Consider the following 22007-nt stretch of genomic DNA (forward strand, 5'->3'; position numbering starts at 1 on the left):
AAGACATCTGGTCAAACCGTTACCCTCAGCGGAGTGAGCAGAGGTTCACGTCCTGGTCGCCGCCGCCGTGGTCCGAAGGGTCCGCGCCGCCAGTGTGGCGGTCCCAGCCCGTCCTGCTCAAGGTCGGGGGGCCGTTGTCGCAGAGGATCTGCTCGGGGCCGGCGACCACCTGCCGCAGGTCGTGGAGGTCCCAGAGGGAGAAGGTGGCGCTGTCGGGGGCGGCCGGCAGGGCGCCGCGGGCGCCGTCGCTCAACGCCGCCCCCCTCACCTCCGACGGGTACCCGCGCAGCCGGTCGTCGGCGCGCACGCCCAGAGCGGCCAGGCCGAGGTCGCGAGCCTTGACCGGATCGTCCCCGCGCAGCTCGGCGGCGTGCAGCGCGAGCCGGTGGGCCAGCGCGACACGCTCCTGGTCGAGCGCCCGCCCGTGCTCCCGCCACCAGCCCACCCGTGCTCCCGCCACCAGCCCACCCGTGCTCCCGCCACCAGCCCGCCCGTGCTCCCGCCACCAGGCCGTGCCCGAGGCCGTGCCCGAGGCCGCCAGGGCGACGGCCAGGAGGGCGGCGAGCACCGGCAGGGCCCTGCTGCCGCGCGCTCGCGGGACAACCGCCGGCTCTTGCGTCCGTATGGCCAAGGCACGCGCCTCCTCGTCGTCCGGCGCCACCCTACAGCGGCCCTCAGGGGCGGATGATCGCCATTCTGGTGACCGTCATTTCCTCCATGGCGAACCTCGGGCCCTCGCGGCCGCTGCCCGAGTCCTTGACGCCGCCGTACGGCATGTTGTCGGCTCGGAAGCCGGGCACCTCGTTCACCACCACGCCGCCGGTGTGGATGCGTTCGATCGCGGTGAAGGCGGTGGCCAGCGAGCGGGTGAAGACGGAGGCGTGCAGGCCGTACCGGGAACGGTTGACGGCCTCGAAGGCGGCGTCGAGGTCCGGCACCCCGCGCACGCACACCACCGGGCCGAAGATCTCCTCGTCCCACGCGGCGGCGCCGTCGGGCACGCCGGACAGCACGGTCGGCGCGATGGCCCGGCCCTCGCGCACCCCGCCGGCGACCACCTCGGCGCCCGAGCCGCCGATCCACTCAAGGACGCGGTCGGTGGCGGCGGCGTCGATCAGCGGGGCCACGCGGGTCTCGGGCAGGCGCGGGTCGCCGACGGCGACGTCCTTGACGCGGGCGGCCAGCAGCGCCAGGAACTCCTCCCGTACGGGCTCCTCCACCAGCACCCGCTGCACCGCGATGCACGCCTGCCCGGAGGCGTAGTAGCCGCCGCGCACGACGGCGTCGGCGGCGGCCGTCAGGTCGGCGTCGGCGGCGACCACGAGGGCGGCGTTGGAGCCGAGTTCGAGCAGCACCTTGGTGGGGGCGGCGGCGCGGGCGATGGCGTGCCCGGCGGCGGCCGAGCCGGTGAAGGAGACCGCGCCGATCCGCCGGTCCTCGACCAGCGTGCGGCCCACCTCGACGTCCCCGGTGACGAGCTGGACGCCGGCGGGCGGCAGGCCGCCCTCGCGGAGCAGGTGCACCAGCCGGAGCGTGGCCAGGGGCGTCGCCGGGGCGGGCTTGACGATCACCGGGCAACCGGCCGCGACCGCCGGGGCGATCTTGTGGGCGGCCAGGAGCAGCGGGTAGTTGTAGCCGGTGATCCCGACGACGACGCCGATCGGCCGCCGCGTCCAGAACCCGATCAGCCCCTCCCCCGACGGCAGCAGGTCCAGCGGGACGGTCTCGCCGTGCAGCCGGGCCACCTCCTCGGCGGCCGTGGCGAGGGTGAGCAGCGTCCTGGCCACCTCGACCCGGCAGTCGACCAGCGGCTTGCCGGTCTCCAGGACCAGCAGCCGCTCGAACTCCGCGCGGCGGGCGGCGAGCGCGTCGTGCGCGGCCATGAGCGCGGCGCGGCGGGCGTGCGAGGGCAGCGCGGCCATGGCGGGCGCGACGGCCAGCGCCTCCTCCAGGGCGCGGGCGGCGTGCGCCGGGGTGCCCAGCGGGGCACGGGCCACCACCGAGCCGTCGTAGGGGAAGATCACCTCGGTGGTGTCCTCGGTGGCGGCCCATCCGGCTCCGATGGGCAGGCCGTCCGGCCAGGTCATCTGTCTCTCCCTAGGACGCTCGGGAACACGTCGAGGTACGCGGGCGCGTCCTCGCGGCCGGTGGCGGCGAGCATGGCGTGGGCCACCGCCCGGCTGAACACGTCGGCCGCGGCGGCCAGGACGTCCTGGAGCCCGTCGGGGCCGGGGGCCGGGCGGGCGCAGGCGGCCAGGCCGAAGACGGTGTCGCCGTCGACCATGGTGTGGGCCGGCCGGATGGCTCTGGCCAGGCCGTCGTGGGCCACACCGGCCAGCTTGCCGCACTGGGCCTTGGTGAGGGTGAGGTCGGTGGCCACCACGCCGATGGTGGTGTTGAACGAGGTGACCTTGTCCGGCTGCCACGCTCCGGCCTCGGCGGGGTCCGGTCGGCGCAGGTGGCCGAACTCGCCGGGCAGGCCGTAGCGGACGCCGGCCAGGGTGGCGCCCGCCGGGTCGAGCACGGACCCGGCGGCGTTGACGACGGCCAGGGCGGCCACGGTGACGCCGCCGGGCAGGACGGCGCTGGCCGTCCCGACGCCGCCGGCCAGGCCGCCCGCCATCGCCCCGGCGCCGGCCCCGATGGACCCGCTGGCCGTGGGAGGCGCGGTGGCGTGCCGGGCCGCCGTCCCCGGGGCGGGGGTGGCGGCCGTACCGCCTCCCCGGCGGGGCGGGGGGAAGGGCGGTTCGTGCGCCGGTGCGCGGGCGGCGGCAAGGGCGGCGGCGCCGAGGGCGGCGTCGGGGGTGGCGCGGAAGTCGCCGCCGCGCCCGAGGTCGTAGATGACGGCCGCCGGGACGATGGGCACCACGCCGCCCGCCACCGGGAAGCCGATGCCCGCGTCGGCCAGCCCGTCCATCACCCCGCAGGCCGCGCTCAGCCCGTACGCGCTACCGCCCGACAGCACGACGGCGTGCACGCGCTCGACCAGGTTGCGCGGATCCAGCAGCTCGGTCTCGCGGGTGCCGGGAGCGGCGCCGCGCACGTCGACGCCGGCCACCACGCCGTCCGGGGGCGCCAGCACCACGGTCGTGCCCGTGCGGTAGCCGCCGCCCACGCGGTGCGCGTGCCCGACGCGCAGCCCGGCGACGTCCACCAGCGAGTTCGTCGGCCCTGGACGCATCCCGGGGCCGGGTCCGGCGAGCATCAGAAGTCCCGGTGCAGGAAGCGCCGCGCCGCCTCGGCGAACACCCGGGTGCACCGGACGATCTCGGCGACCTCGACGTACTCGTCCGCCTGGTGGGCGATCCACTTGCCGCCGGGGCCGTACACGACCGAGGGGACGCCGCCCCAGTGGGTGAGCACGGTCCCGTCCGTCGAGCCCGGCACGCCGCCGTAGACCGGCTCCTCCCCCGTCACCGTACGGTGGGCCGCCGCCAGCGCGGCCACCACCGGGTCGGTCACCGGCACGTCCACCGGCGGCCGGTCCACCAGCACCGCCACCGACGCCTCGATCCCGTCCTCGGCGGCGGCGAGGGCGGCCACCCGGTCGGCGACGACCTTGTGCTCCAGCCCGGGGATCGTGCGCACGTCCACGAAGACGGACGCGGTGGCGGGGATGACGTTGACCTGCTCCTCGCTGCCCGCCCGGAGCACGGTCGGGGTGACGTACACCTCGCCGAGGTGCTCGTGGGCCGGGTGCCGTTCCTGGAGCTCCCGCTGGAGGGAGCGCAGGGCGACCAGCAGCGCGCCGACCGCCTGGACGGGGTTGCGGCCGTGCTGCGGCATCGCGCCGTGGGCCATCTTGCCGGTGAGGTCGACGCGCAGCCGCAGCGCGCCCTTGGCCACCGCGCAGATCTCCCCGGCCTCGGGCTCGGCGACGATCGCGCCGTCCACCCCGTCGGCCAGCCCGGAGGCGACGAAGTGGTGGGCGCCGATCATCAGGCCCTCCTCGTCGGCCAGCGCGCACACCTTGATCCGGCCGGGGAACGGGCCGGCGAGCTGGAGCGCGCGGGTGGCGTAGAGGGTGGCGGCCAGGCCGGACTTCATGTCGGCGCTGCCCCGGCCCCACAGCCGCCCGTCGCGGATCTCGCCGCCGAACGGGTCGACGGTCCAGGTGGACAGGTCGCCCTCGGTCACGACGTCGGTGTGGCCCTCGAACATCAGCGTCGGCCCGTCGCCGCCGCCGCCCTCGACCACCGCGACGACGTTGGGCCGCCCGGCGGCGGCCTCGCTCACGACCGGGTCCCAGCCCCACTCGCGCATCCTGGCCTCGACCAGCTCGGCGGCGGGCCGCTCGGTGCGGCCGCGCGCGGGGTCGTTGGTGCTGGGGATGCGCACCAGGGCCTGCGTGAACTCCACGACTCCCCGCTCGTCGACCTCGATCACAACAATCCCTCCAGGGTCGGTACGGCCTGCAGCAGGTCACGCGTGTAGGGGTGGCGCGGCGCGGCCCAGACGTCGTCCACCGGGCCGGTCTCGACGATCTCGCCGCCGCTCATGACGGCCACGGTCTCGCACACGTGCCGGACCACCGACAGGTCGTGCGAGACGAACACGAGCGTGAGGCCCAGCTCGTCCACGAGGTCGGCGAGCAGGTTGAGTATCTGGCCGCGGACGGACACGTCGAGGGCGCTGACGGGCTCGTCGGCGACCAGCACCTTCGGCCGGGGCGCGAGCGCGCGGGCGACGGCGATGCGCTGCCGCTGCCCGCCGGAGAACTGGTGGGGGTAGCGGTCGGCGGCCGAGGCGGGCAGGCCGACCGCCTCCAGCAGCTCGGCCACCCGCCCGCCGACCGGCAGGCCGAGCGCGACCAGCGGCTCGGCCACCAGGTCGCGCACGCGCATGCGCGGGTCGAGCGAGCTCATCGGGTCCTGGAAGACGATCTGCAGGTTCTCCCGCAGGAAGCGCAGCCGCCGCTCCGGCAGGCCGGTGATCTCCCGCCCGTCGAAGACGACGGACCCGCCGGTGGGCCGGTCGAGGCCGCACAGCAGGCGCAGCAGCGTGGACTTGCCGGAGCCGGACTCGCCGACGATGCCGAACCGCTCGCCGCGGCGGACGGTCAGCGACACCTCCCGCAGGGCGTGGACGGGCGCGGCCGGCCTGGTGAGCGAGGTGCGCGGGCGGCGGTAGACCCGGCTGAGCCGGCGGGCCTCGATCAGCACGTCGCCCATGGGCTCGTTCTGCGGCTCATTCTGCGGGGTGCCAGCATGCGTGGGCATGGCCGTCTCCTGTCAGCGCCGGCGGGGTCTCGCACCGCGGGGTGGCGTGCGGGCAGCGGTTGCGGAACACGCAGCCCTCGGGGAAGGCGCCCGCGGGCGGCACGCTGCCCTTGATGGTCGGGAGCCTGGTGCCGCGCGGCGTGAGCCGGGAGGCGGCCAGCAGGCCCTCGGTGTAGCGGTGGCGGGGGCGGGTGAAGACCTCGCGAACGGTCCCGGTCTCGACGACGCGGCCGCCGTACATGACGATCACCCGTTCGCAGACGGAGGCCACCACCGCCAGGTCGTGGGTGATGAACAGCAGCGCGGGGGCGACCTCGGCGATCAGCTCCAGCATCTGCTTCTGCACGGTGACGTCGAGCGCGGTGGTCGGCTCGTCGCAGACGAGCAGCCCCGGCTCGTTGGCCAGGGCGATGGCGAGCATGACGCGCTGCCGCTGGCCGCCGGAGAGCTGGTGGGGGTAGGCGCGGGCGATCTGCCCCGGTTCGGGGAGCCGGACGCGGTCCAGCAGGGCGAGCGCGCGCCGCCCGGCCTCGGCCCGGGGGACGCCGTGCAGGGTCATGGCCTCGGCCACCTGCGCGCCGACGCGCATGAGCGGGTTGAGCGCGGTCATCGGCTCCTGGAAGACCATCGACAACTCGCGCCCGCGCAGGTCCTTCAGCCGCTTCTCGGGCACGCCGACCAGGTCGCGCTCCCCCAGCCTGGCCGTGCCGGACGCGGTGACGCCCTCGGGCAGCAGGCCCATGAGCGACAGCGCGGTCAGCGACTTGCCGGACCCGGACTCGCCGATCAGCCCGACCCGCTCGCCGGGCCCGATCGCGAACGACACGTCGTGCACGAGCCCCACCGCGCCGGCCCGTACGGAAAGCCGCTCAACCGTCAGCACGGACCCTCCTGAGCTTCGGATCGAGGTGGTCGCGCAGCCCGTCGCCGAGCAGGTTGAACCCGAGGACGGCGAGCGCGATCGCCAGGCCCGGCCACAGCGCGAGGCGCGGGGTGGAGAACAGCAGTTCCTGCGACTCCTGCAACATCCGCCCCCAGGACGGGGTCGGCGGCCGGGTGCCGAACCCGAGGAACGACAGCGCCGCCTCGGCCAGGATCGCGATCGCGAACGACACCGACGCCTGCACGATCAGCACCGACCCGATGTTCGGCAGCACGTGCCGCACGGCGATCGCGCCCCGGCGGCGGCCCGCGGCGCGCGCGGCCAGGACGTAGTCGGTCACCATGACCTGGAGCGTCGCGGCGCGGGCCACCCGCGCGAACGCGGGCACGGTGGCGACCCCGATCGCGATCATCGCGGTGAGCGTGCCGGCTCCGTAGACCGCGCCCAGCATGACGGCCAGCAGCAGCGCGGGGAAGGCGAACACCAGGTCGTTGACCCGCATGATCAGCTCCGAGAGCCAGCCGCGCGGCGTCATCCCGGCGGCCACGCCGAGCGGCACGCCGAGGACGGCGGCGATCCCGACGGCCACCACGCCGACGTAGAGGGTGGTGCGCGCGCCGACCATGAGCTGGCTGAGGGTGTCGCGGCCGAACTTGTCGGCGCCCAGCAGGTAGCCGCCGCCGGGGTCGCGCAGCTTGCGGGCGGCGTCGACGAGGGTCGGGTCGTGCGGCGTCCAGACGAACGAGACCAGCGCGGCCAGCGTCACCAGCCCGACCAGCGCGCCGCCGGTCAGCAGCGCGGCGTTCGCCCGGCCCCTCATCGCAGCCTCGGGTCGAGCAGGCGGTAGGCGACGTCCACCACGAAGTTGATCAGCAGGACGGCGGCCACCAGCACCATCACCACACCCTGGACGAGCAGCAGGTCGCGCCCGGCGACGCCGTTGAGCAGCAGGTCGCCGAGCCCGGGCAGGACGAACACGCGCTCGACCACGACCGCCCCGACCAGCAGGGTGGCCAGTTGCAGGCCGAGCACGGTGACCACGGGGATGGAGGCGTTGCGCAGGCCGTGCCGCCACAGGGCGCCGGTGCTGCCGCGGCCCTTGGCGCGGGCGGTGCGCAGGTAGTCCTCGCGCATGACGTCGAGGACGGCGCTGCGCACGTAACGGGTGAGCACGGCGCCCTGGACGAGCCCGAGCGACAACCATGGCAGCAGCAGCGAGCGCAGCCACTCCTGCGGGCTGTCGGCGAAGGGGACGTACCCGCCGGAGGGCAGCGCCTGCGCCTTCACCGCGAACACGAACACCAGCAGGATGCCCGCGAGGAAGGCGGGGACGGCGATGCCGAGCTGGCTGGCCGCGCTGATCGCCGCGCCGAGCGGGTTGCGGTGGTGGACGGCGGCGAACGTGCCGAGCGGCACCGCGACGACCAGCGCCAGCAGCATGCCGCCGAGCACCAGCACGGCCGTCACACCGAGCCGCTCGCCGATCTGCGGGCCGATGGGCGAGCTGGTGACGTAGGAGACGCCGAAGTCGCCGTGGGCCAGCCCGCCGACCCAGTCGAGGAACTGCACGGCCGGCGGGCGGTCGGTGCCGAACTGCCGGCGCAGCGCGGCGACCGCGTCGGGGGTGGCGTTGACGCCGAGCGCGATCTCGGCCGGGTCGCCGGGCAGCAGCGCCATGAACGCGAACACCGCGACGGCGGCGACGGCGGCGCTCACGATCAGCACCGCCAGCCGTTTGAGCAGGTAGAGCGTCACTGCTTGGCGAGACCGGTGAAGTCGAAGGACTCCGCGATGGCGTTCTTCGGCAGCCCGGTGACGCCCTTCTTCGCCACGATCAGGTTGGGGAACAGGAACAGCCAGTCGGCGGCGGCGTCATCGGAGAGCAGCTTGGCGGCCTTCTTCAGGTCGTCGGTCTGCTGCTGCTCGGTGCCGGCGTCGGCGGAGGCGAGGAGTTTGCCGAACTCGGGATTGTCATAGTGGAAGTAATACGATTTATCGGCAAAAATCCCCATGTCGCGGGGCTCGACGTGGTTGATGATGGAAAGGTCGTAGTCGCCCTGCTTGAACACCACGTCCAGCCAGCGGGCCGGGAACTCCAGCGGCTCGATGTCGGCCGTGATGCCCACCTGGGCCAGCTGCGACTTCACGACCTGCGCGCTGGCCACCGCGTACGGCAGGTTGGGGATGCGCATCTTGACCGTCAGCGCCTTGCCGCCCAGCAGCTCCTTGGCCTTGGCGGGGTCGTAGGGGTAGTCGCCGGTGCGGTCCTCGTACCAGGGGTCGGTGGGCGGCACCATCGAGCCGATGAGCTGGCCGCGCCCGGCCCACGCGGTGTCCAGCAGCGCCTTGTGGTCGATGGCGTACCGGACGGCCTGGCGCGCCTTGACGTCGTCGAACGGCGGCCGGCCGTTGTTCATCGACAGCACGACCTCGCCGTTGGTGGTGCCCTCGACCGTCTGGAACCGGTTCGGGTCGGCGAACTGCTGCAGCGACTCGGGGGCCTGGACGGCGGAGATGACGTCGATGCCGCCGGTCAGCAGCGCGTTGTTCATCGCCGTGGCGTCCTTGAAGTACTTCAGCGTGATCGCCGACAGCGCCGGCCTGGCGCCCCAGTAGGCGGGGTTGGCGGCGAGCTGGATCGACTCGCCGCGCTTCCACGCCCCCAGCGTGTACGGCCCGGTGCCGACGGGCTTGTTGGCCAGGTCGGCCACGCCGGTGCGGCTGAACATGGCGCCGAGCCGGGTGGCCAGGGCGTAGAGGAAGCCGTTGCTCGGCCGCTTGAGGGTGACGACGGCGGTGGCGTCGTCGGTCTTGGCCACCTTGTCGATGACGTCGAGCTGGGCCTTGATCTTGAGCTTCCAGTCGCTCCTGACCCGGTCGAGGGAGAACACCACGTCGTCGGCCGTGAACGGCGCCCCGCTGCTGAACGTGACGCCCTTGCGCAGGGTGAAGGTGTAGGTCTTCCGGTCGTCGGAGACCGACCACTTCTCGGCCAGCAGCGGCTTGATCGCGCCGTCCTGGTCGAGCTTGACCAGGCCCTCGTAGACGTTGACCAGCAACGCCTGCGGGATGGCCGCGCCCTCGGTGGCGGTGAAGTCGAGGTTGGCCGGCTCGGCGACGAACCCGACGGACAGGGACTGGGCCTTCGGGGCGCCTGCGGTGCCGGAGCCGCCGGAGCCGGAACCGCCGCCACAGGCGGCTGTGACCAGCAGGAGACCGCCCACGGCGATCCAGATTCCGATTCGCCTCATGTCTTACAGCCTCCTGGCTAGTGCACTGGTCTGACCAGTAGGCTACGCACATTGCCAGTCCGTGACGGCTCGGGTCAAGGGGGCTTCCGATGGGTGCACGGTTCGAGCCGGTGCGGGCCGTACGCGCTTACGAGCGGGTCGTGGAACAGGTCGAGGAGGCCATCGAGAGCGGGGCCCTCGGCCCGGGGGCGCGGCTGCCGAGCGAGCGCGAGCTGATGGTGCAGTTCTCGGTCGGGCGCTCCACGGTGCGGGAGGCGCTGCGCGTGCTCCAGGCGCGCGGCCTGGTGCGCTCCCGGCCGGGCGATCCCAACGGCGCGGAGGTGCTGCCGTTCTCCCCCGCCGCCTTACACAAGTCGATGACCACGCTGGCGCGGGTGGCCGAGCTGTCGCTGGCCGAGCTGGTGCAGTTCAGGATGGTGCTCGACTCCTCGGCCGCGCTGCTGGCCGCGCGGCTGCGCACCGAGGAGCAGCTCGCCGAGATGGAGGCGGCCATCGCCGGCATGCGCGCCGCCACGCCCTCCGGCCACGACGCCTTCAGCGCCGCCGACGTGGCCTTCCACGACGTCATCGTGGCGGCCAGCGGCAACACGCTGATCCAGGTCTGCACCGACGTGGTGCGCTCGGTCGTGCTGGGCCTGATCGCCGGGAAGATCGCCGACGCGCCCGACCGCGAGTCGCTGATGCGGCGCAGCATCCGGCACCACGAGGAGGTGCTGGCCGCCGTGCGCGCCGGCGACGGGGCCTCGGCCGCCCGCCTGCTGCGCCGGTCCATGTACGACTACTACGCCGTCCACCTGCCCGACGCCGAGCGGCCCGCCCTGCGCGCCCTCCTGGAGTGACGCCCGCCACAGGGTGTTATGTTGCACGCGTGTCACGCGAGGACGGGGACGGGGTGGCGGAGGCGTTCCTGCGCGCGCCGCGCCGCTACACCAGCCACCAGGTGGCCCATATGGCCGGGGTCCCGGTCTACCGCGCGCGCCGGCTGTGGCGGGCGCTGGGGTTCGCCAACGTGGCCGACGACGCCGTCGAGTTCACCGACTCCGACGTCGAGGCGCTGCGCACCATGCTCGCGATGGTCAGCTCCGGCGCCTACGACGAGGAGCACATGCTGCTGATGGCCCGCTCGATCGGGCGGGCGACGGCCCGGCTCGCCGAGTCGCAGGCCGAGCTGGGCGCCGAGGCGCTCGACCAGGCGGGCGTGCCGCTGGCCGAACGGCCGCGGGCCTGGCGGCGGCGGGCCGAGCGGGTGGTGCCCGACCTGGCGCGGCTGCTGGTCTACGCCTGGCAGCGGCAGCTCGCCGCCGCCGCCGGCCGGCTGGCCGACCAGGACATGAGCGCCGTGCGCATGGCGGTGGGGTTCGCCGACCTGGTGGCCTTCACCCGGCTCAGCCGGCAGATCACGGCGACCGAGCTGGCCCGGCTGGTCGACAGGTTCGAGGGCCGCTCGGCCGACGTCGTGACGTCCTCGGGCGGGCGGGTGGTCAAGACGCTCGGCGACTCGGTGCTGTTCGTGGCCGACAAGTCGCACGTCGCGGCCGAGATCGCGCTGCGCCTGGTGGAGACCCACCGCGGCAGGGACATGCCCGAGCTGCGGGTGGGCCTGGCCGCCGGGCCGGTGATCTGGCGCATGGGCGACGTGTTCGGCACCACCGTCAACCTGGCCAGCCGGCTCACCGCGCTCTCCCTGCCGGGAACGATCCTGGCCGACCCCGAGATGGCCGAGGAGCTGGAGGGCGACCGGGCCTTCCTGCTGCGCGCGGTCGACCGGCTGTCGGTGCGCGGGCTCGGCGAGCTGGCGCCTTTCACGATCATGCGCGCGGGCGCCGGCGGACAGGACATGCTGGACGCATGATCGTACGAGCGGTGATCGAGGGCAGGCCGGTGGACGACGACGCGCGCTTCGCGCTGGAGGCCCGCTACGGGCACTTCACCGCCATGCAGGTCAGAGACCGGCGCACCCGCGGCCTGGCCCTGCACCTGGAGCGGCTGGCGGCGGCCAACCTGGAGCTGTTCGGCGCCCGGCTCGACCCGGTGGCGGTGCTCGGCTCGATCAGGGCGGTGCTCGGCGACGACCTGCGCGACGCGGGCGTGCGGGTCTACGTCGTCGAGCACGACGGCCGCCCGCGCGTCGTGGCCACGGCCGCCCCGCCCACCGAGGTCTCCACCCGCCCGCAGCGCGTCACGGCGGTCGTCTACCAGCGTTACCTGCCGCACATCAAGAAGGCGGCCGGGTTCGCCCAGGCCCACCTGCGGCGGACCGCCGCGCCCCTGGGCTTCGACGAGGCGCTGCTGACCACCGCCGGCGGCCTGATCAGCGAGGGCGCGATCACCAACGTCGGCTGCTGGTCCGGCGGGCGCCTGGTGTGGCCGGACGCGCCGATGCTGCGCGGCACCGCCATGGGCCTGCTGGAGGGCCTCGACGTGCCCCAGGAGCGCCGCCCGCTGCGGGTCGCCGACCTGCCGGGCTTCGACCTGGTGTTCCTGTGCAACTCCCACGGCGTGGTCCCGGTCGGCGAGGTCGACGGCGTGCCGCTGCGCCAGGACGGCCCGACGCTGGCCCGGCTGCTCTCCTCCTACGACGCCGTCCCCTGGGACGCGCTGGATTGATCCGGGGCCGTGCGGCGTTGCACGCAGGCGTGACCCTGTACTCGATTCTCGACCGTTCGCTCCTGCGTGAGGGCTCCGGCGCGGCCGCCGCGCTGCGGGACACCGTCGCGTTCGCCCGGCAGGCCGAGGAGCTGGGCTACCACCGGTTCTGGGTGGCCGAGCACCACAGCGTGCCCGGCGTGGCGGGGGCGGCGCCGACCGTGCTGGCCGCGGCCGTCGCGGCGGCGACCGGGCACATCCGGGTGGGCACCGGCGGCGTGATGCTGCCCAACCATCAGCCGCTGGTGGTGGCCGAGCAGTTCGGGGTGCTGGAGTCGCTCCACCCCGGGCGGATCGACATGGGGCTCGGGCGTTCGGTGGGGTTCACCGGCGGCGTCCGGCGGGCGCTCGGCCACGGCAAGGAGGCCGCGGACGGGTTCGGCGACCAGGTCGGCGAGTTGCTGGGGTACTTCACCGGCGGGCAGCGGGCGCATCCGGGCGTGCACGCCGTCCCGGCCGAGGGGCTGCGGCCGCAGGTGTTCGTGCTGGCCATGGGGTCGGGGGCGGACCTCGCGGCGGAGCTCGGGCTGCCCATGGTGATCGGGGCCGGGCCGCGGGCGGTGGAGGCGGCGGCGCGCTACCGGGCGGGGTTCCGGCCCTCGGAGTGGGCGGCGCGGCCGTACGTGATGGCGGCGGTCAGCGTCGCGGTCGGGGCGACGCGCGAGGAGGCGGCGCTGCTCCAGCTTCCGGAGGCGTGGTCCACGGCGCGCTCGCGCACCAGCGGCGCGTTCCCGCCGCTGGCGCCGGCCGAGGAGATCGCCAGGCTGGAGATGACCGGGCGGGAGCGGGCGCTGCTGGCGGAGGCGCTGAAGGGCCAGATTCACGGCACCGCGCCGGAGGTGGCGGTCGCGCTGGGGTCGCTGGTGGAGTCGACCGGGGCCGACGAGGTGCTGGTCACGATGAACACCTACGACCTGGAGCGGCGGCTGGAGTCGTACCGGCGGCTGGCCGTTCTGAACTGATCGCCAATTCCATCGGGTTTTGTTGGCAAATGCCCCTATTGCGCGCGCCAATTCGGTTCCGGTAATTACCGGATGTCACCCCTGTTCCATCCGGGCAACACCCATACCTAGGGGGTTCAATGGCGCGCACCCGAATCATCGGAATCGCTGCCGCACTTCTCTTACTGCCCACGCTGACCGCGATACCCGCGTCGGCCGAGTCCCCGCAGGCGGCCGCCACGGCTGCGCCGCCGAGCGACGTCAAGGAGCTCACCCGCAAGGACTTCACCCTCGACGGCAAGCCCGTCAAGGTCCCCGCGAAGTACGAGGCCCGCGCCAAGGCCAAGGTCAAGGCCGCCGCCGAGACGCCGCCGGTCGGCACCGTACGGCAGTGGCTGGCCACGGACGACTACAACGGCCGCCTGTACCGCAAGGACTACACGCTGCGCGGCGTCGGCGACAAGATCGAGGTCTGGGTCGCCAACGACCTGGCCTTCCCGGCCGGCGACTGCCGGATGCAGGTGCCCGGGACGACGGAGATCACCGACGCCCAGGTCACGAACCTGGTGCAGCAGTTCGACACGAACATGTTCCCGAAGGAGACCGCGACCTTCAGCACGCCGCCGGACCGGGACGGCACGAACGCCGTGCTCGGCCCCGACGCCAACGGCAACGGCGGCGTCTACACCGGCGCCGGCGACCGCACGGTGACGCTGATCGACAACGTCCGGGACGACAACTACTACACCTTCCCGGCCGCGACCACGTACATCGCGGGCTTCTTCTCCTCCCAGTACAACGAGCTGCTCGACCGCAACGTCATGACGATCGACGCGTTCGACTGGCTGCACAGGACCGGCGCGAACCCGCCGGACGACCCGACCTCCGACGTGTGCACCTCGCGCTCGGCCCGGCCCTTCCAGTACGAGGGCGTCTTCGCCCACGAGTGGCAGCACCTGCTGCACTACTACACCGACCCGCTCGAGACCACCTGGATGAACGAGGGCCTGTCGGACTTCGCGATCTCGGTGACGGGTTACGGCAACCCCAAGGCGACGGTGTTCGAGAAGGGCTTCGACAACCACATCAACTGCTTCCAGGGCTTCGGCATCGTCCAGACGCCGTACAACCCGAACCCGCGCAACTGCGGCGGCCCGCAGAACTCGCTCAACCTGTGGGGCGACGGCGGCAACCCGGACGCGGTGCTGGCCGACTACGGCAACGCCTACTCCTTCATGCTGTTCCTGTACGACCGGTACGGCGCGGACTTCCTGTCCAAGCTGCACCGTGACGGCTCCCTGCAGGGCCTGGCCAGCGTGAAGGCGGCGCTCGGCAGCACGGACCTGTACCAGGTGCTGCACGACTACCAGACGATGGTGCTGGTGGACAAGGTCGTGGGCAGCCGCGGCGTGGTGCTGGGCGTGCCGAAGAAGCGGGTGACGACCGCGAGCCTGAACTCCACGGTCAACCTCGCCAACCCGGCCGCGTACAACACTCCGGGTGCGGCCCCGAACGGCGCCGACTACGTGCAGATCCGCAAGCCGGGCGGCCCGGCGCCGACCTCGCTGTCCTTCCAGGGCGCCAAGACGCTGCCGCCGATCCCGCTGGCCTGGACCGTCGTCTCCGACGACCCCGACCGCGCGGGCAACCCGGTGCTGTGGTCGGGCAACGCCAGCAACCTCAACGTCGCCGCGGTGACCAAGGTGACGGTCCCGGCCGCCGACCCGACGCTGCGCTTCCTCGCCAAGTACGGCGCGGAGTCCGGCTTCGACTACGGCTACGTGATCGTCTCCGCCGACGGCGGCAAGACCTACACCGCGATCCCCGGTGACAAGACGGTGGCCGGCCCGCTCGGCCCGGCCGTCAACGGCACCACCACCGGGTTCCAGCCGCACACCTACAGCCTGTCCGCCTACGCGGGCAAGGAGATCCTCGTGGGCTTCCAGTACGTCAGCGACGGCGGCGTCAACGAGGGCGGCTGGAAGATCGACGACGTCACGGTGGGCGCGACGGCGGTGAGCGACGGCGCCGGCCTGGAGCCGTTCGACTCCCCGACCGAGATCTCCCCGACGCCGGTCAGCAACTGGAACGTGCGGCTGGTCGGCCTGGACGAGCGGCACTCGGTGGTGCTGCAGGCCCAGTTCGACGGCAAGGGCTCGATCAGTCTCAACCTGCTGCAGCTCGCGCCGTTCGCGGTCTTCCCGTCGGTGGTCGCGATCGTGGCCTATGACGAGCCGACCGAGCAGGTGCAGCAGTACGCGCCGTACACGCTGAAGGTCAACGGCGTCACCCAGCCGGGGTGAGCCCGAGGAGGCGTCCGCCGGGGGTCGGCGGGCGCCTCCTTCGTCGGGTACGATCGCCGAACATCATTCGGCATGGGGGTGCCCAGCATGACCACGCGCCAGCACACGATCGGCGACCTCCTGCGGCGCTCGGCCGCCAGGTTCCCCGCCAAGACCGCCGTGATCTACGGCAACGTCCGCCAGAGCTACGCCGATCTGGACCTGGAGGTCAACCGGACGGCCAACGCGCTGGCGGCGCGGGGCGTGGCCAAGGGCGACCGGTTCGCCCTGTTCAGCCATAACAACCACGCGTTCGTGGTGGCCTACTTCGCGCTGGCCCGGCTGGGCGCGATCTCCGTGCCGATCAACTTCATGCTCGGGCCGCGCGAGGTGGCCTACATCCTGGAGCACTCCGGCGCGACGGGGATGCTGGCGGAGGAGGCGCTGCTGCCGGTCGCCGAGGCCGCGGCCGGGCCCGCCGTGCGGGTGCGCGGCGTGATCGGCGCGGCCGAGGGCTGGGAGTCCTTCTCCACCTGGCGCGGCGACGACGCCGAGCCGCAGGTGGAGATCGCCGCCGACGACCCGATCCAGCTCATGTACACCAGCGGCACCGAGTCCCGGCCCAAGGGCGCCACGCTGTCCAGCGGGAGCCTGCTGGCCCAGTACGTGAGCTGCGTCGTCGACGGCGAGATGAGCTCCGACGACGTCGAGGTGCACGCGCTGCCCCTCTACCACTGCGCCCAGCTCCACTGCTTCCTGACGCCCGGCATCTACCTGGGCGCCACCAACCTCGTCCTGCCGGGCGCCGACCCGGCCTCGATCCTGGCCACCATCGAGGGCGAGCGCGCGACCAAGCTGTTCTGCCCGCCCACGGTGTGGATCGCCCTGCTGCGCCACCCCGACTTCGACCGCCGTGACCTGTCCTCGCTGCGCAAGGGCTACTACGGCGCCTCGATCATGCCGGTCGAGGTGCTGAAGGAGATCTCGTCCCGGCTGCCTGACGTGCGCCTGTTCAACTTCTACGGCCAGACCGAGATGGCGCCGCTGGCCACCATCCTGCGCCCCGAGGAGCAGCTGACCCGGCTGGGCTCGGCCGGGCGGCCCGCGCTCAACGTCGAGACCAGGATCGTCGACGACGAGGACCGGCCGGTGGCGCCGGGGGTGGTCGGCGAGATCGTCCACCGCAGCCCGCACGCCATGCTCGGCTACTGGAACGACCCGGACAAGACCGCCGAGGCGTTCCGCGGCGGCTGGTTCCACAGCGGCGACCTCGGCGTCATGGACGCCGACGGCTACCTGTCGGTGGTCGACCGGAAGAAGGACATGATCAAGTCCGGCGGCGAGAACGTGGCCAGCCGCGAGGTGGAGGAGGTCATCTACCAGCATCCGGCGGTCGCCGAGGCGGCCGTGTTCGGCGTCCCGGACGAGCGGTGGATCGAGGCGGTGACGGCCGCCGTGGTGCTGCGCGAGGGCGCGGAGCTGACCGCCGCCGAGCTGAACGCGTTCCTGCGCGAGCGGCTGGCCTCCTTCAAGACGCCCAAGAACGTGGTGTTCGTGGACGCGCTGCCGAAGAACGCCTCCGGCAAGGTGCTCAAGCGCGAGCTGCGCGACGCCTTCTGAGGCCCGCCGCGCCGGTCACTTGCCGAGCAGGTCGGCCGCCAGTTGCCGGAGCGCCGCGCGCTGGATCGCGCCGGTCGCCGTCCTCGGCAGCTCGTCCAGCACCAGCACCTCGTGCGGGGACAGGACGGCGGCCGGGCCCTCGCGGCAGAACGCGATGAGCTCGCCCGCGTCGATCGGGCGGCCCGGCCTGGGCACCACGCAGGCGACCGGCCGGTCCGGCCCGTCGGCGGCGGCGTGGGCGACCACCGCGCACTCGGCGACCGAGGGGTGCTCCAGCAGCCGGGCCTCGGCCTCCAGGGGTGACACCTGGGCGTCGCCCGTCCTGATCAGGTCGCCGGAGCGGCCCAGGAAGCGGTAGGAGCCGTCGGCGTCGCGGGCGCAGGTGTCGCCGGTGCGCAGCCACTCGCCCTGGAACGCCTGCCGGGTGGCGGCGGTGCGGCACCAGTAGCCGGTGGCGATCGAGTCGCCGCGCACGTACAGGTGGCCGGGCTCGCCGTCGGGGACGGGCGCGCCGGAGTCGTCCAGGAGGCGCACCTCGTAGCCGGGCACGACGACGCCCGACCCGGCGGGGCGCGCCTGACCCGGACGGCCGGACAGGAAGACGTGCAGCGACTCGGCCGAGCCCAGGCCGTCGATGACGTCCACGCCGAAGCGGCCGGTGAGGCGGCGGTGGAGCTCGGCGGGCAGCGCCTCGCCGGCGGAGACGGCCAGGCGGACCGAGGCGAAGGCGTCCTTCGGGGCCTCGGCGGCCAGCAGCGCGGCGTAGAACGAGGGGCCGGCGAAGAACAGCGTGGGGCGCTCGGCCAGCAGGCGTTCGACGACGCCGCCCGGGGTGGGCGCGGCGGGGTCGAGGATCGTGGTCGCGCCCGCGGCGAGCGGGAGGATCAGGGAGTTGCCGAGCCCGTAGGCGGAGCACAGCCGGGCCGCCGAGAGGCACCGGTCCCCGGGGCGCACGCCGAGCACCTGCCGCCCGTACGCCTCGTGGACGTCGCGCAGCGCGCCGTGGCGGTGCATGGCCGCCTTGGGCGCGCCGGTGGTGCCGGCGGTGTAGAGCCACAGCGCGGGCGAGTCGGGCCAGGTGTCGTACGAGCCGGTCGCGCCCCGGCCGGCCTCCAGCACGTCCGACCACAGGCAGACCGGCACGCCCGGCTCGACCGCCGCCGACGGGCCCGCCCCGGTCGCGGTGGCGATGCGCGAGACGTGGCCGGGGGCCTGGCCGGCGTCGGTGAGCACGAGCGCCACGACCTCGGGCGCCGACAGCAGCGCCTCCTGCACGGCCGGCTCGAACTCGGGCGCGGAGACCACGACCCGCGCCCTGGAGTCGCGGATCAGCGCGCCCAGCTCGGCCCCGTCGTACAGGGCCGGCACCGGGACGGCGACCGCGCCCATCCGCAGCACGGCCAGGATCGTCACCAGCGTCTCGGGCCGGTCGGGCAGGACGAGCAGCACCCGCTCCTCCGGCCGCACGCCCATCACCCGCAGCCCGCCGGCCAGCTCGGCGACGTGCGTGGCGAGCTCGGCGTACGTCATGGCGCCCAGCGGCCCGGCGACGGCGACGCGGTCGCCGTGCCCGGCCTCGACCAGGCGGTCGGTGAGATGGACGCCGGCGTTGAACGACTCGGCAGGCATGGTCGTCCCCATCCGCAGGAGGGCGTGTGCAGCTTGCATCCTCCATACAAAATCGATGAGCCGTCAACTACTTCTGCGAGGACGGGTGTCGGCAGGGTCGCAATCCCGGGCCGACGTCGGCGGCGCCGGAGCGCACGTGGTCCAGGAACGCGCGCACGGCGGGCGTGAGCCGGGCCCCGGCGGGCCAGCACGCCCCGATCGTCCGGAACACCGGGGGCGACAGCGGGATCTGCACGACGCCCTCGGCGGGCGCCAGCCGGGGCAGCACGGCCACGCCGAGCCCGGCCGCGACCAGTCCGCGCACGGTCTCCGACTCCTGCCCCTCGAAGGCGATCCTGGGCGTGAACCCGGCCGCCGCGCACAGGTCGTCGGTGATCTGGCGGACGCCGTAGCCGTGTTCGAGCGTCACCAGCTCCTGCCCGGCCAGCTCGGCGGGGCGCACCCGGGACCGTCCGGCGAAGGGGTGGCCGGGCGGCACGGACAGCACCAGCTCCTGGTCGGCGAGCGGGTGCCCGGCCAGGCCCGGGTCGCCGTCGGGCAGGGGCGCGACGAACACCAGGTCGATCTCGCCCTCGGCGAGCGCGCGCAGCATGTCCTGCCGCGAGCCCTGCGCCAGGCTGAACCGCACGCCCGGGTGGCGCTCGCGGAAGCCCCGGATGAGCGAGGGGACGAGCGTGCGGCCCAGCAGGTGCAGGAACCCGAGCACGATCCGGCCGCTGCCCGGGTCGATCTCCTCGCGCACCTCGCGGGCGGCCGACTCCATGGTGGCCAGCGCCCTGCCGGAGGCGGCCGCCAGGACGCGCCCGGCCCTGGTCAGGCGGATGCCCCGCCCGTACGGGACGACGAGGGGCGCTCCCACGAGGTCGGCCAGCGCGGCCAGGCGGCGGCTGGCGGTGGGCTGCGGCATGCCGAGCAGCTCGGCCGCCCGCGTGACGTGCCCGGTCTCCCCCACGGCGGCCAGCAGGGCGAGCGTGGGAGCCAGCCCGGCGGCCAGCCGCTCGTCCACGAGCTCGAATTCATCCACCACAGCATGAATTATCGCCTATTTCAGCATTGGACGTATTTATTAGCCTTGCTTAGCGTTTCCAGGCGTGGCGGTCATCGAAGCTCAACGAGTCGGCACCCGGCGGGCCGGTCCGGCCGTGGCGGCGGCCGGCGTCTCCTCCTTCGCCCTGCTGTACGCGCCCCAGCCCGTCCTGCCGCAGCTCGCCGCCGACTTCCGGCTCGACCCCGGCGGCGCGTCGCTGGCCGTCGGCGTGGCCACGGCGGCGCTGGCGGTGGCGGTGCTGCCGCTGGCCGCGCTGGCGGAGGTCGTCGGGCGGCGGCGGATGATCATGTGGTCGGTGCTGGCCTCGGCGCTGATCGGGCTGGCGCTGCCGCTGGCGCCGACGTTCCCCGCGCTGGTGGCGATGCGGGCGGCGCAGGGGGTGGCGGTCGCCGGGTTCGCCGGGGTCGGGGCGGCGTACCTGGCCGATCTGGTGGGGGCGACCAGGCTCGCCGGGGCGGTGGGCGTGATGATCGCCGGGAACTCGGTGGGCGGGATGCTGGGCCGGCTGGGCGCCGGGTTCGCCGCCGGGCCGTGGGGGTGGCGGGGCGCGCTGGCGGTGGTGGCCGGGGTGTCGCTGCTCTGCTCGGCGTACGCGGCCCGCACGCTGCCCGCCCCGCCGCCCGTCGTACGCGCCCCGCGCACCGGGGGCGGCGGCCGGATCGGGACGGCGCTGCTGGCGCCGTACACGGTGGGGGCGCTGGGCGTCGGCGCGTTCGTCGCGCTCTACAACGCCGCCTCCTTCCGCCTGTCCGCGCCCCCGCTGTCGCTCTCCCCCGCCGCGGCCTCCCTGGTGTTCCTCTCCTACGCCCTCGGCACCGCCTCCTCGGCCGCCGCCGGCCGCCTGGCGGACCGCCTGGGACGCCGGCCCGCCCTGGTCGCCGCCCTGGCCGTGACGGCCGCCGGCGCGGCGCTGACCGCGCTCGGCCCCTTGGCCGCGGTCGTCACCGGGTTCGCCGTGCTGACCGCCGGGTTCTTCGCCGCGCACGCCGTGGCCAACGCGTGGGTCGCCGCGCAGGCCCCGCCGGCCGCCCGCGGGCGCGCCGCCGGGATCTACACCCTGTGCTACTACCTCGGCAGCGGCGCCGGCGGCACGGCCGGCAGCGCCGTCTACGGCGCTGCCGGATGGACCTGGCTGATCGTCCTGACCTCGGGCTGGCTGCTGGTGGCGATCGCGGCCGTGCTCGTCGCGGGACGGCGACCGCGCGCTGTTGCCAGGCGGCCCCGGCAGGAGTACGCCTGACATCACAGGGGCGGGCTACTTCCAGGAGGGGAAGACGATGGCCGACCAGTTCATCGTGTTGCGCGATCTGAGCAGGACCCGCATGGCCGGGCCGTTCGAGCGGGCCGCCGCCGTGGCCGAGACGCCGAGCGAGCCGCACGTCGAGGTCACCGGGCTCGGCAAGCGCGAGGTGGCCGACCTCGCGCGCGACCCGTCGGTGGCCGCGGTCGCCCGGCCGATGCCGACCACCGTCCCGGGCGCGCCCGAGGACGCCGAGGCCCCGCCGCCGGAGGCGGAGGCGGGCGCGCAGGTCACGTGGGGGGTGCGGGCGCTGGGCGCCGACGCCTCCACCCGTACGGGGGCGGGGACGGTGGTCGCCGTCCTCGACACCGGCATCGACGCCACGCACCCGGCCTTCACCGGGATGACGCTGGTGGAGGAGGACTTCACCGGGTCTGGCCGCGGCGACAAGGTCGGCCACGGCACCCACTGCGCCGGCACCGTCTTCGGCCGCCCGGTCGACGGCATGCGCATCGGCGTCGCGCCCGGCGTCGAACGGGCGCTGATCGGCAAGGTGCTCGGCGACGACGGCAAGGGCTCGACCGCCGCGACGGTCAAGGGCCTGCTCTGGGCGCTCGGGAACGACGCCGACGTCATCACCATGTCGCTCGGCATCGACTTCCCGGCCGCCATGCGCCAGCTTGAGGAGCGCGGGCTGCCGCAGTTCCTGGCCACGTCGATCGCGCTGGAGTCGTACCGGGCCACGCTGCGGCTCTACGACTCGCTGATGCGGATGATCGCGGCCAGGGCGGCGTTCGGCGCCGGCACGATCGTCGTCGCGGCCACGGGCAACGCCAGCCACCGGGAGCTGCGGCCGGACTTCGAGGTCGGGCCGGAGCTGCCGTCGGCCGCCGAGGGCATGATGGCCGTGGGCGCGGTGCAGCGGCTGCCCACCGGGCGGCTGGCGGTCGCGCGGTTCTCCAACACCTTCCCGCAGGTGTGCGCACCGGGCGTGGACGTGGTCTCGGCCCGTACCGGAGGCGGGCTGACCAGCAAGAGCGGCACCAGCATGGCCGCGCCGCACGTGGCCGGGGCGGCGGCGCTGTGGTGGCAGGAGCTGCGGGCGGGCGGCGACGGCGCGCGGGCCGCGGCGGTCACCGGCCGGTTGCTGCTGACCGCCGCGACGGACGTGTTCGTCCCGGACGCCGACGTCGAGGACCTGGGGGCGGGCCTGGTCCAGGCCCCCCGCTGACGGCGGCGGAGCCCGGG

General features: G+C 74.2%; 19 protein-coding genes. 8 read left to right on the forward strand and 11 right to left on the reverse strand.

The features are described from left to right. Positions 1-25: 25 nt before the first annotated feature. The 9 genes from ACIBQ8_RS08440 to ACIBQ8_RS08480 form a co-directional block, all read right to left on the reverse strand. Positions 26-568, reverse strand: coding sequence for a hypothetical protein (locus ACIBQ8_RS08440; RefSeq protein ID WP_397191560.1), 543 nt, complete (start codon positions 566-568; stop codon positions 26-28). A 106-nt stretch (positions 569-674) separates the two neighbouring features. Further along, the gene (locus ACIBQ8_RS08445; RefSeq protein WP_397191561.1) at positions 675-2087 is read right to left on the reverse strand and encodes an aldehyde dehydrogenase family protein; all 1413 of its coding nucleotides are present in this window, start codon (positions 2085-2087) and stop codon (positions 675-677) included. Next, positions 2084-3205: a P1 family peptidase gene (locus ACIBQ8_RS08450; RefSeq protein ID WP_397191562.1), complete on the reverse strand. Its 1122-nt coding sequence runs from the start codon at positions 3203-3205 to the stop codon at positions 2084-2086. Before ACIBQ8_RS08450 ends, ACIBQ8_RS08445 begins: the two co-directional genes overlap by 4 nt. Further along, positions 3205-4386 carry a M20 family metallopeptidase gene (locus ACIBQ8_RS08455; RefSeq protein WP_397191563.1) on the reverse strand — a complete coding sequence of 394 codons (1182 nt, stop codon included), beginning with the start codon at positions 4384-4386 and terminating at the stop codon, positions 3205-3207. The genes ACIBQ8_RS08450 and ACIBQ8_RS08455 overlap by 1 nt, the downstream gene beginning before the upstream one ends. Continuing rightward, complete coding sequence (locus ACIBQ8_RS08460; protein ID WP_397191564.1) at positions 4383-5219, reverse strand: ATP-binding cassette domain-containing protein; 837 nt, start codon at positions 5217-5219, stop codon at positions 4383-4385. Before ACIBQ8_RS08460 ends, ACIBQ8_RS08455 begins: the two co-directional genes overlap by 4 nt. Then, positions 5188-6102 carry an ABC transporter ATP-binding protein gene (locus tag ACIBQ8_RS08465; RefSeq protein WP_397191565.1) on the reverse strand — a complete coding sequence of 305 codons (915 nt, stop codon included), beginning with the start codon at positions 6100-6102 and terminating at the stop codon, positions 5188-5190. The genes ACIBQ8_RS08460 and ACIBQ8_RS08465 overlap by 32 nt, the downstream gene beginning before the upstream one ends. After that, positions 6089-6922, reverse strand: coding sequence for an ABC transporter permease (locus ACIBQ8_RS08470; RefSeq protein ID WP_397191566.1), 834 nt, complete (start codon positions 6920-6922; stop codon positions 6089-6091). Before ACIBQ8_RS08470 ends, ACIBQ8_RS08465 begins: the two co-directional genes overlap by 14 nt. After that, positions 6919-7857 (reverse strand): ABC transporter permease, encoded by a 939-nt coding sequence (locus ACIBQ8_RS08475; protein ID WP_397191567.1) that lies wholly within the window; start codon positions 7855-7857, stop codon positions 6919-6921. Before ACIBQ8_RS08475 ends, ACIBQ8_RS08470 begins: the two co-directional genes overlap by 4 nt. Next, positions 7854-9353: an ABC transporter substrate-binding protein gene (locus ACIBQ8_RS08480; protein ID WP_397191568.1), complete on the reverse strand. Its 1500-nt coding sequence runs from the start codon at positions 9351-9353 to the stop codon at positions 7854-7856. The genes ACIBQ8_RS08475 and ACIBQ8_RS08480 overlap by 4 nt, the downstream gene beginning before the upstream one ends. A gap of 89 nt (positions 9354-9442) precedes the next feature. On the opposite strand from ACIBQ8_RS08480, the gene ACIBQ8_RS08485 reads away from it, so the two are divergent. From ACIBQ8_RS08485 to ACIBQ8_RS08510, 6 genes are all read left to right on the forward strand, one after another. Continuing rightward, complete coding sequence (locus ACIBQ8_RS08485) at positions 9443-10192, forward strand: FadR/GntR family transcriptional regulator (RefSeq protein WP_397191569.1); 750 nt, start codon at positions 9443-9445, stop codon at positions 10190-10192. 29 nt (positions 10193-10221) lie between these two features. Further along, positions 10222-11205: an adenylate/guanylate cyclase domain-containing protein gene (locus ACIBQ8_RS08490; protein ID WP_397173702.1), complete on the forward strand. Its 984-nt coding sequence runs from the start codon at positions 10222-10224 to the stop codon at positions 11203-11205. Continuing rightward, complete coding sequence (locus tag ACIBQ8_RS08495; RefSeq protein ID WP_397191570.1) at positions 11202-11960, forward strand: aminotransferase class IV; 759 nt, start codon at positions 11202-11204, stop codon at positions 11958-11960. Before ACIBQ8_RS08490 ends, ACIBQ8_RS08495 begins: the two co-directional genes overlap by 4 nt. 29 nt (positions 11961-11989) lie before the next feature. Then, the gene (locus ACIBQ8_RS08500; protein WP_397191571.1) at positions 11990-12961 is read left to right on the forward strand and encodes an LLM class flavin-dependent oxidoreductase; all 972 of its coding nucleotides are present in this window, start codon (positions 11990-11992) and stop codon (positions 12959-12961) included. A 119-nt stretch (positions 12962-13080) separates the two neighbouring features. Further along, complete coding sequence (locus ACIBQ8_RS08505) at positions 13081-15243, forward strand: choice-of-anchor J domain-containing protein (RefSeq protein ID WP_397191572.1); 2163 nt, start codon at positions 13081-13083, stop codon at positions 15241-15243. Between the two features lie 87 nt (positions 15244-15330). Next, positions 15331-16842, forward strand: coding sequence for an acyl-CoA synthetase (locus tag ACIBQ8_RS08510; protein ID WP_397173694.1), 1512 nt, complete (start codon positions 15331-15333; stop codon positions 16840-16842). Between the two features lie 15 nt (positions 16843-16857). On the opposite strand, the gene ACIBQ8_RS08515 is transcribed toward ACIBQ8_RS08510, so the two are convergent. Further along, a complete protein-coding gene (locus ACIBQ8_RS08515; RefSeq protein WP_397191573.1) occupies positions 16858-18471 on the reverse strand; it encodes a benzoate-CoA ligase family protein in 1614 nt (537 codons plus the stop codon). A 67-nt stretch (positions 18472-18538) separates the two neighbouring features. Further along, entirely contained in the window at positions 18539-19498 is a 960-nt protein-coding gene (locus ACIBQ8_RS08520) for a LysR family transcriptional regulator (protein WP_397191574.1), read from the reverse strand. A 64-nt stretch (positions 19499-19562) separates the two neighbouring features. Here ACIBQ8_RS08520 and ACIBQ8_RS08525 point away from each other — a divergent pair, with 64 nt between their 5' ends. Further along, on the forward strand, positions 19563-20759 hold the full coding sequence (locus ACIBQ8_RS08525) for an MFS transporter (protein ID WP_397191575.1): 1197 nt from the start codon (positions 19563-19565) through the stop codon (positions 20757-20759). Positions 20760-20796: 37 nt separating this feature from the next. Beyond that, a complete protein-coding gene (locus ACIBQ8_RS08530) occupies positions 20797-21990 on the forward strand; it encodes a S8 family peptidase (protein ID WP_397173689.1) in 1194 nt (397 codons plus the stop codon). Positions 21991-22007: the final 17 nt, after the last annotated feature.

The organism is Nonomuraea sp. NPDC049646, assembly GCF_044465525.1.
GTDB lineage: Bacteria > Actinomycetota > Actinomycetes > Streptosporangiales > Streptosporangiaceae > Nonomuraea.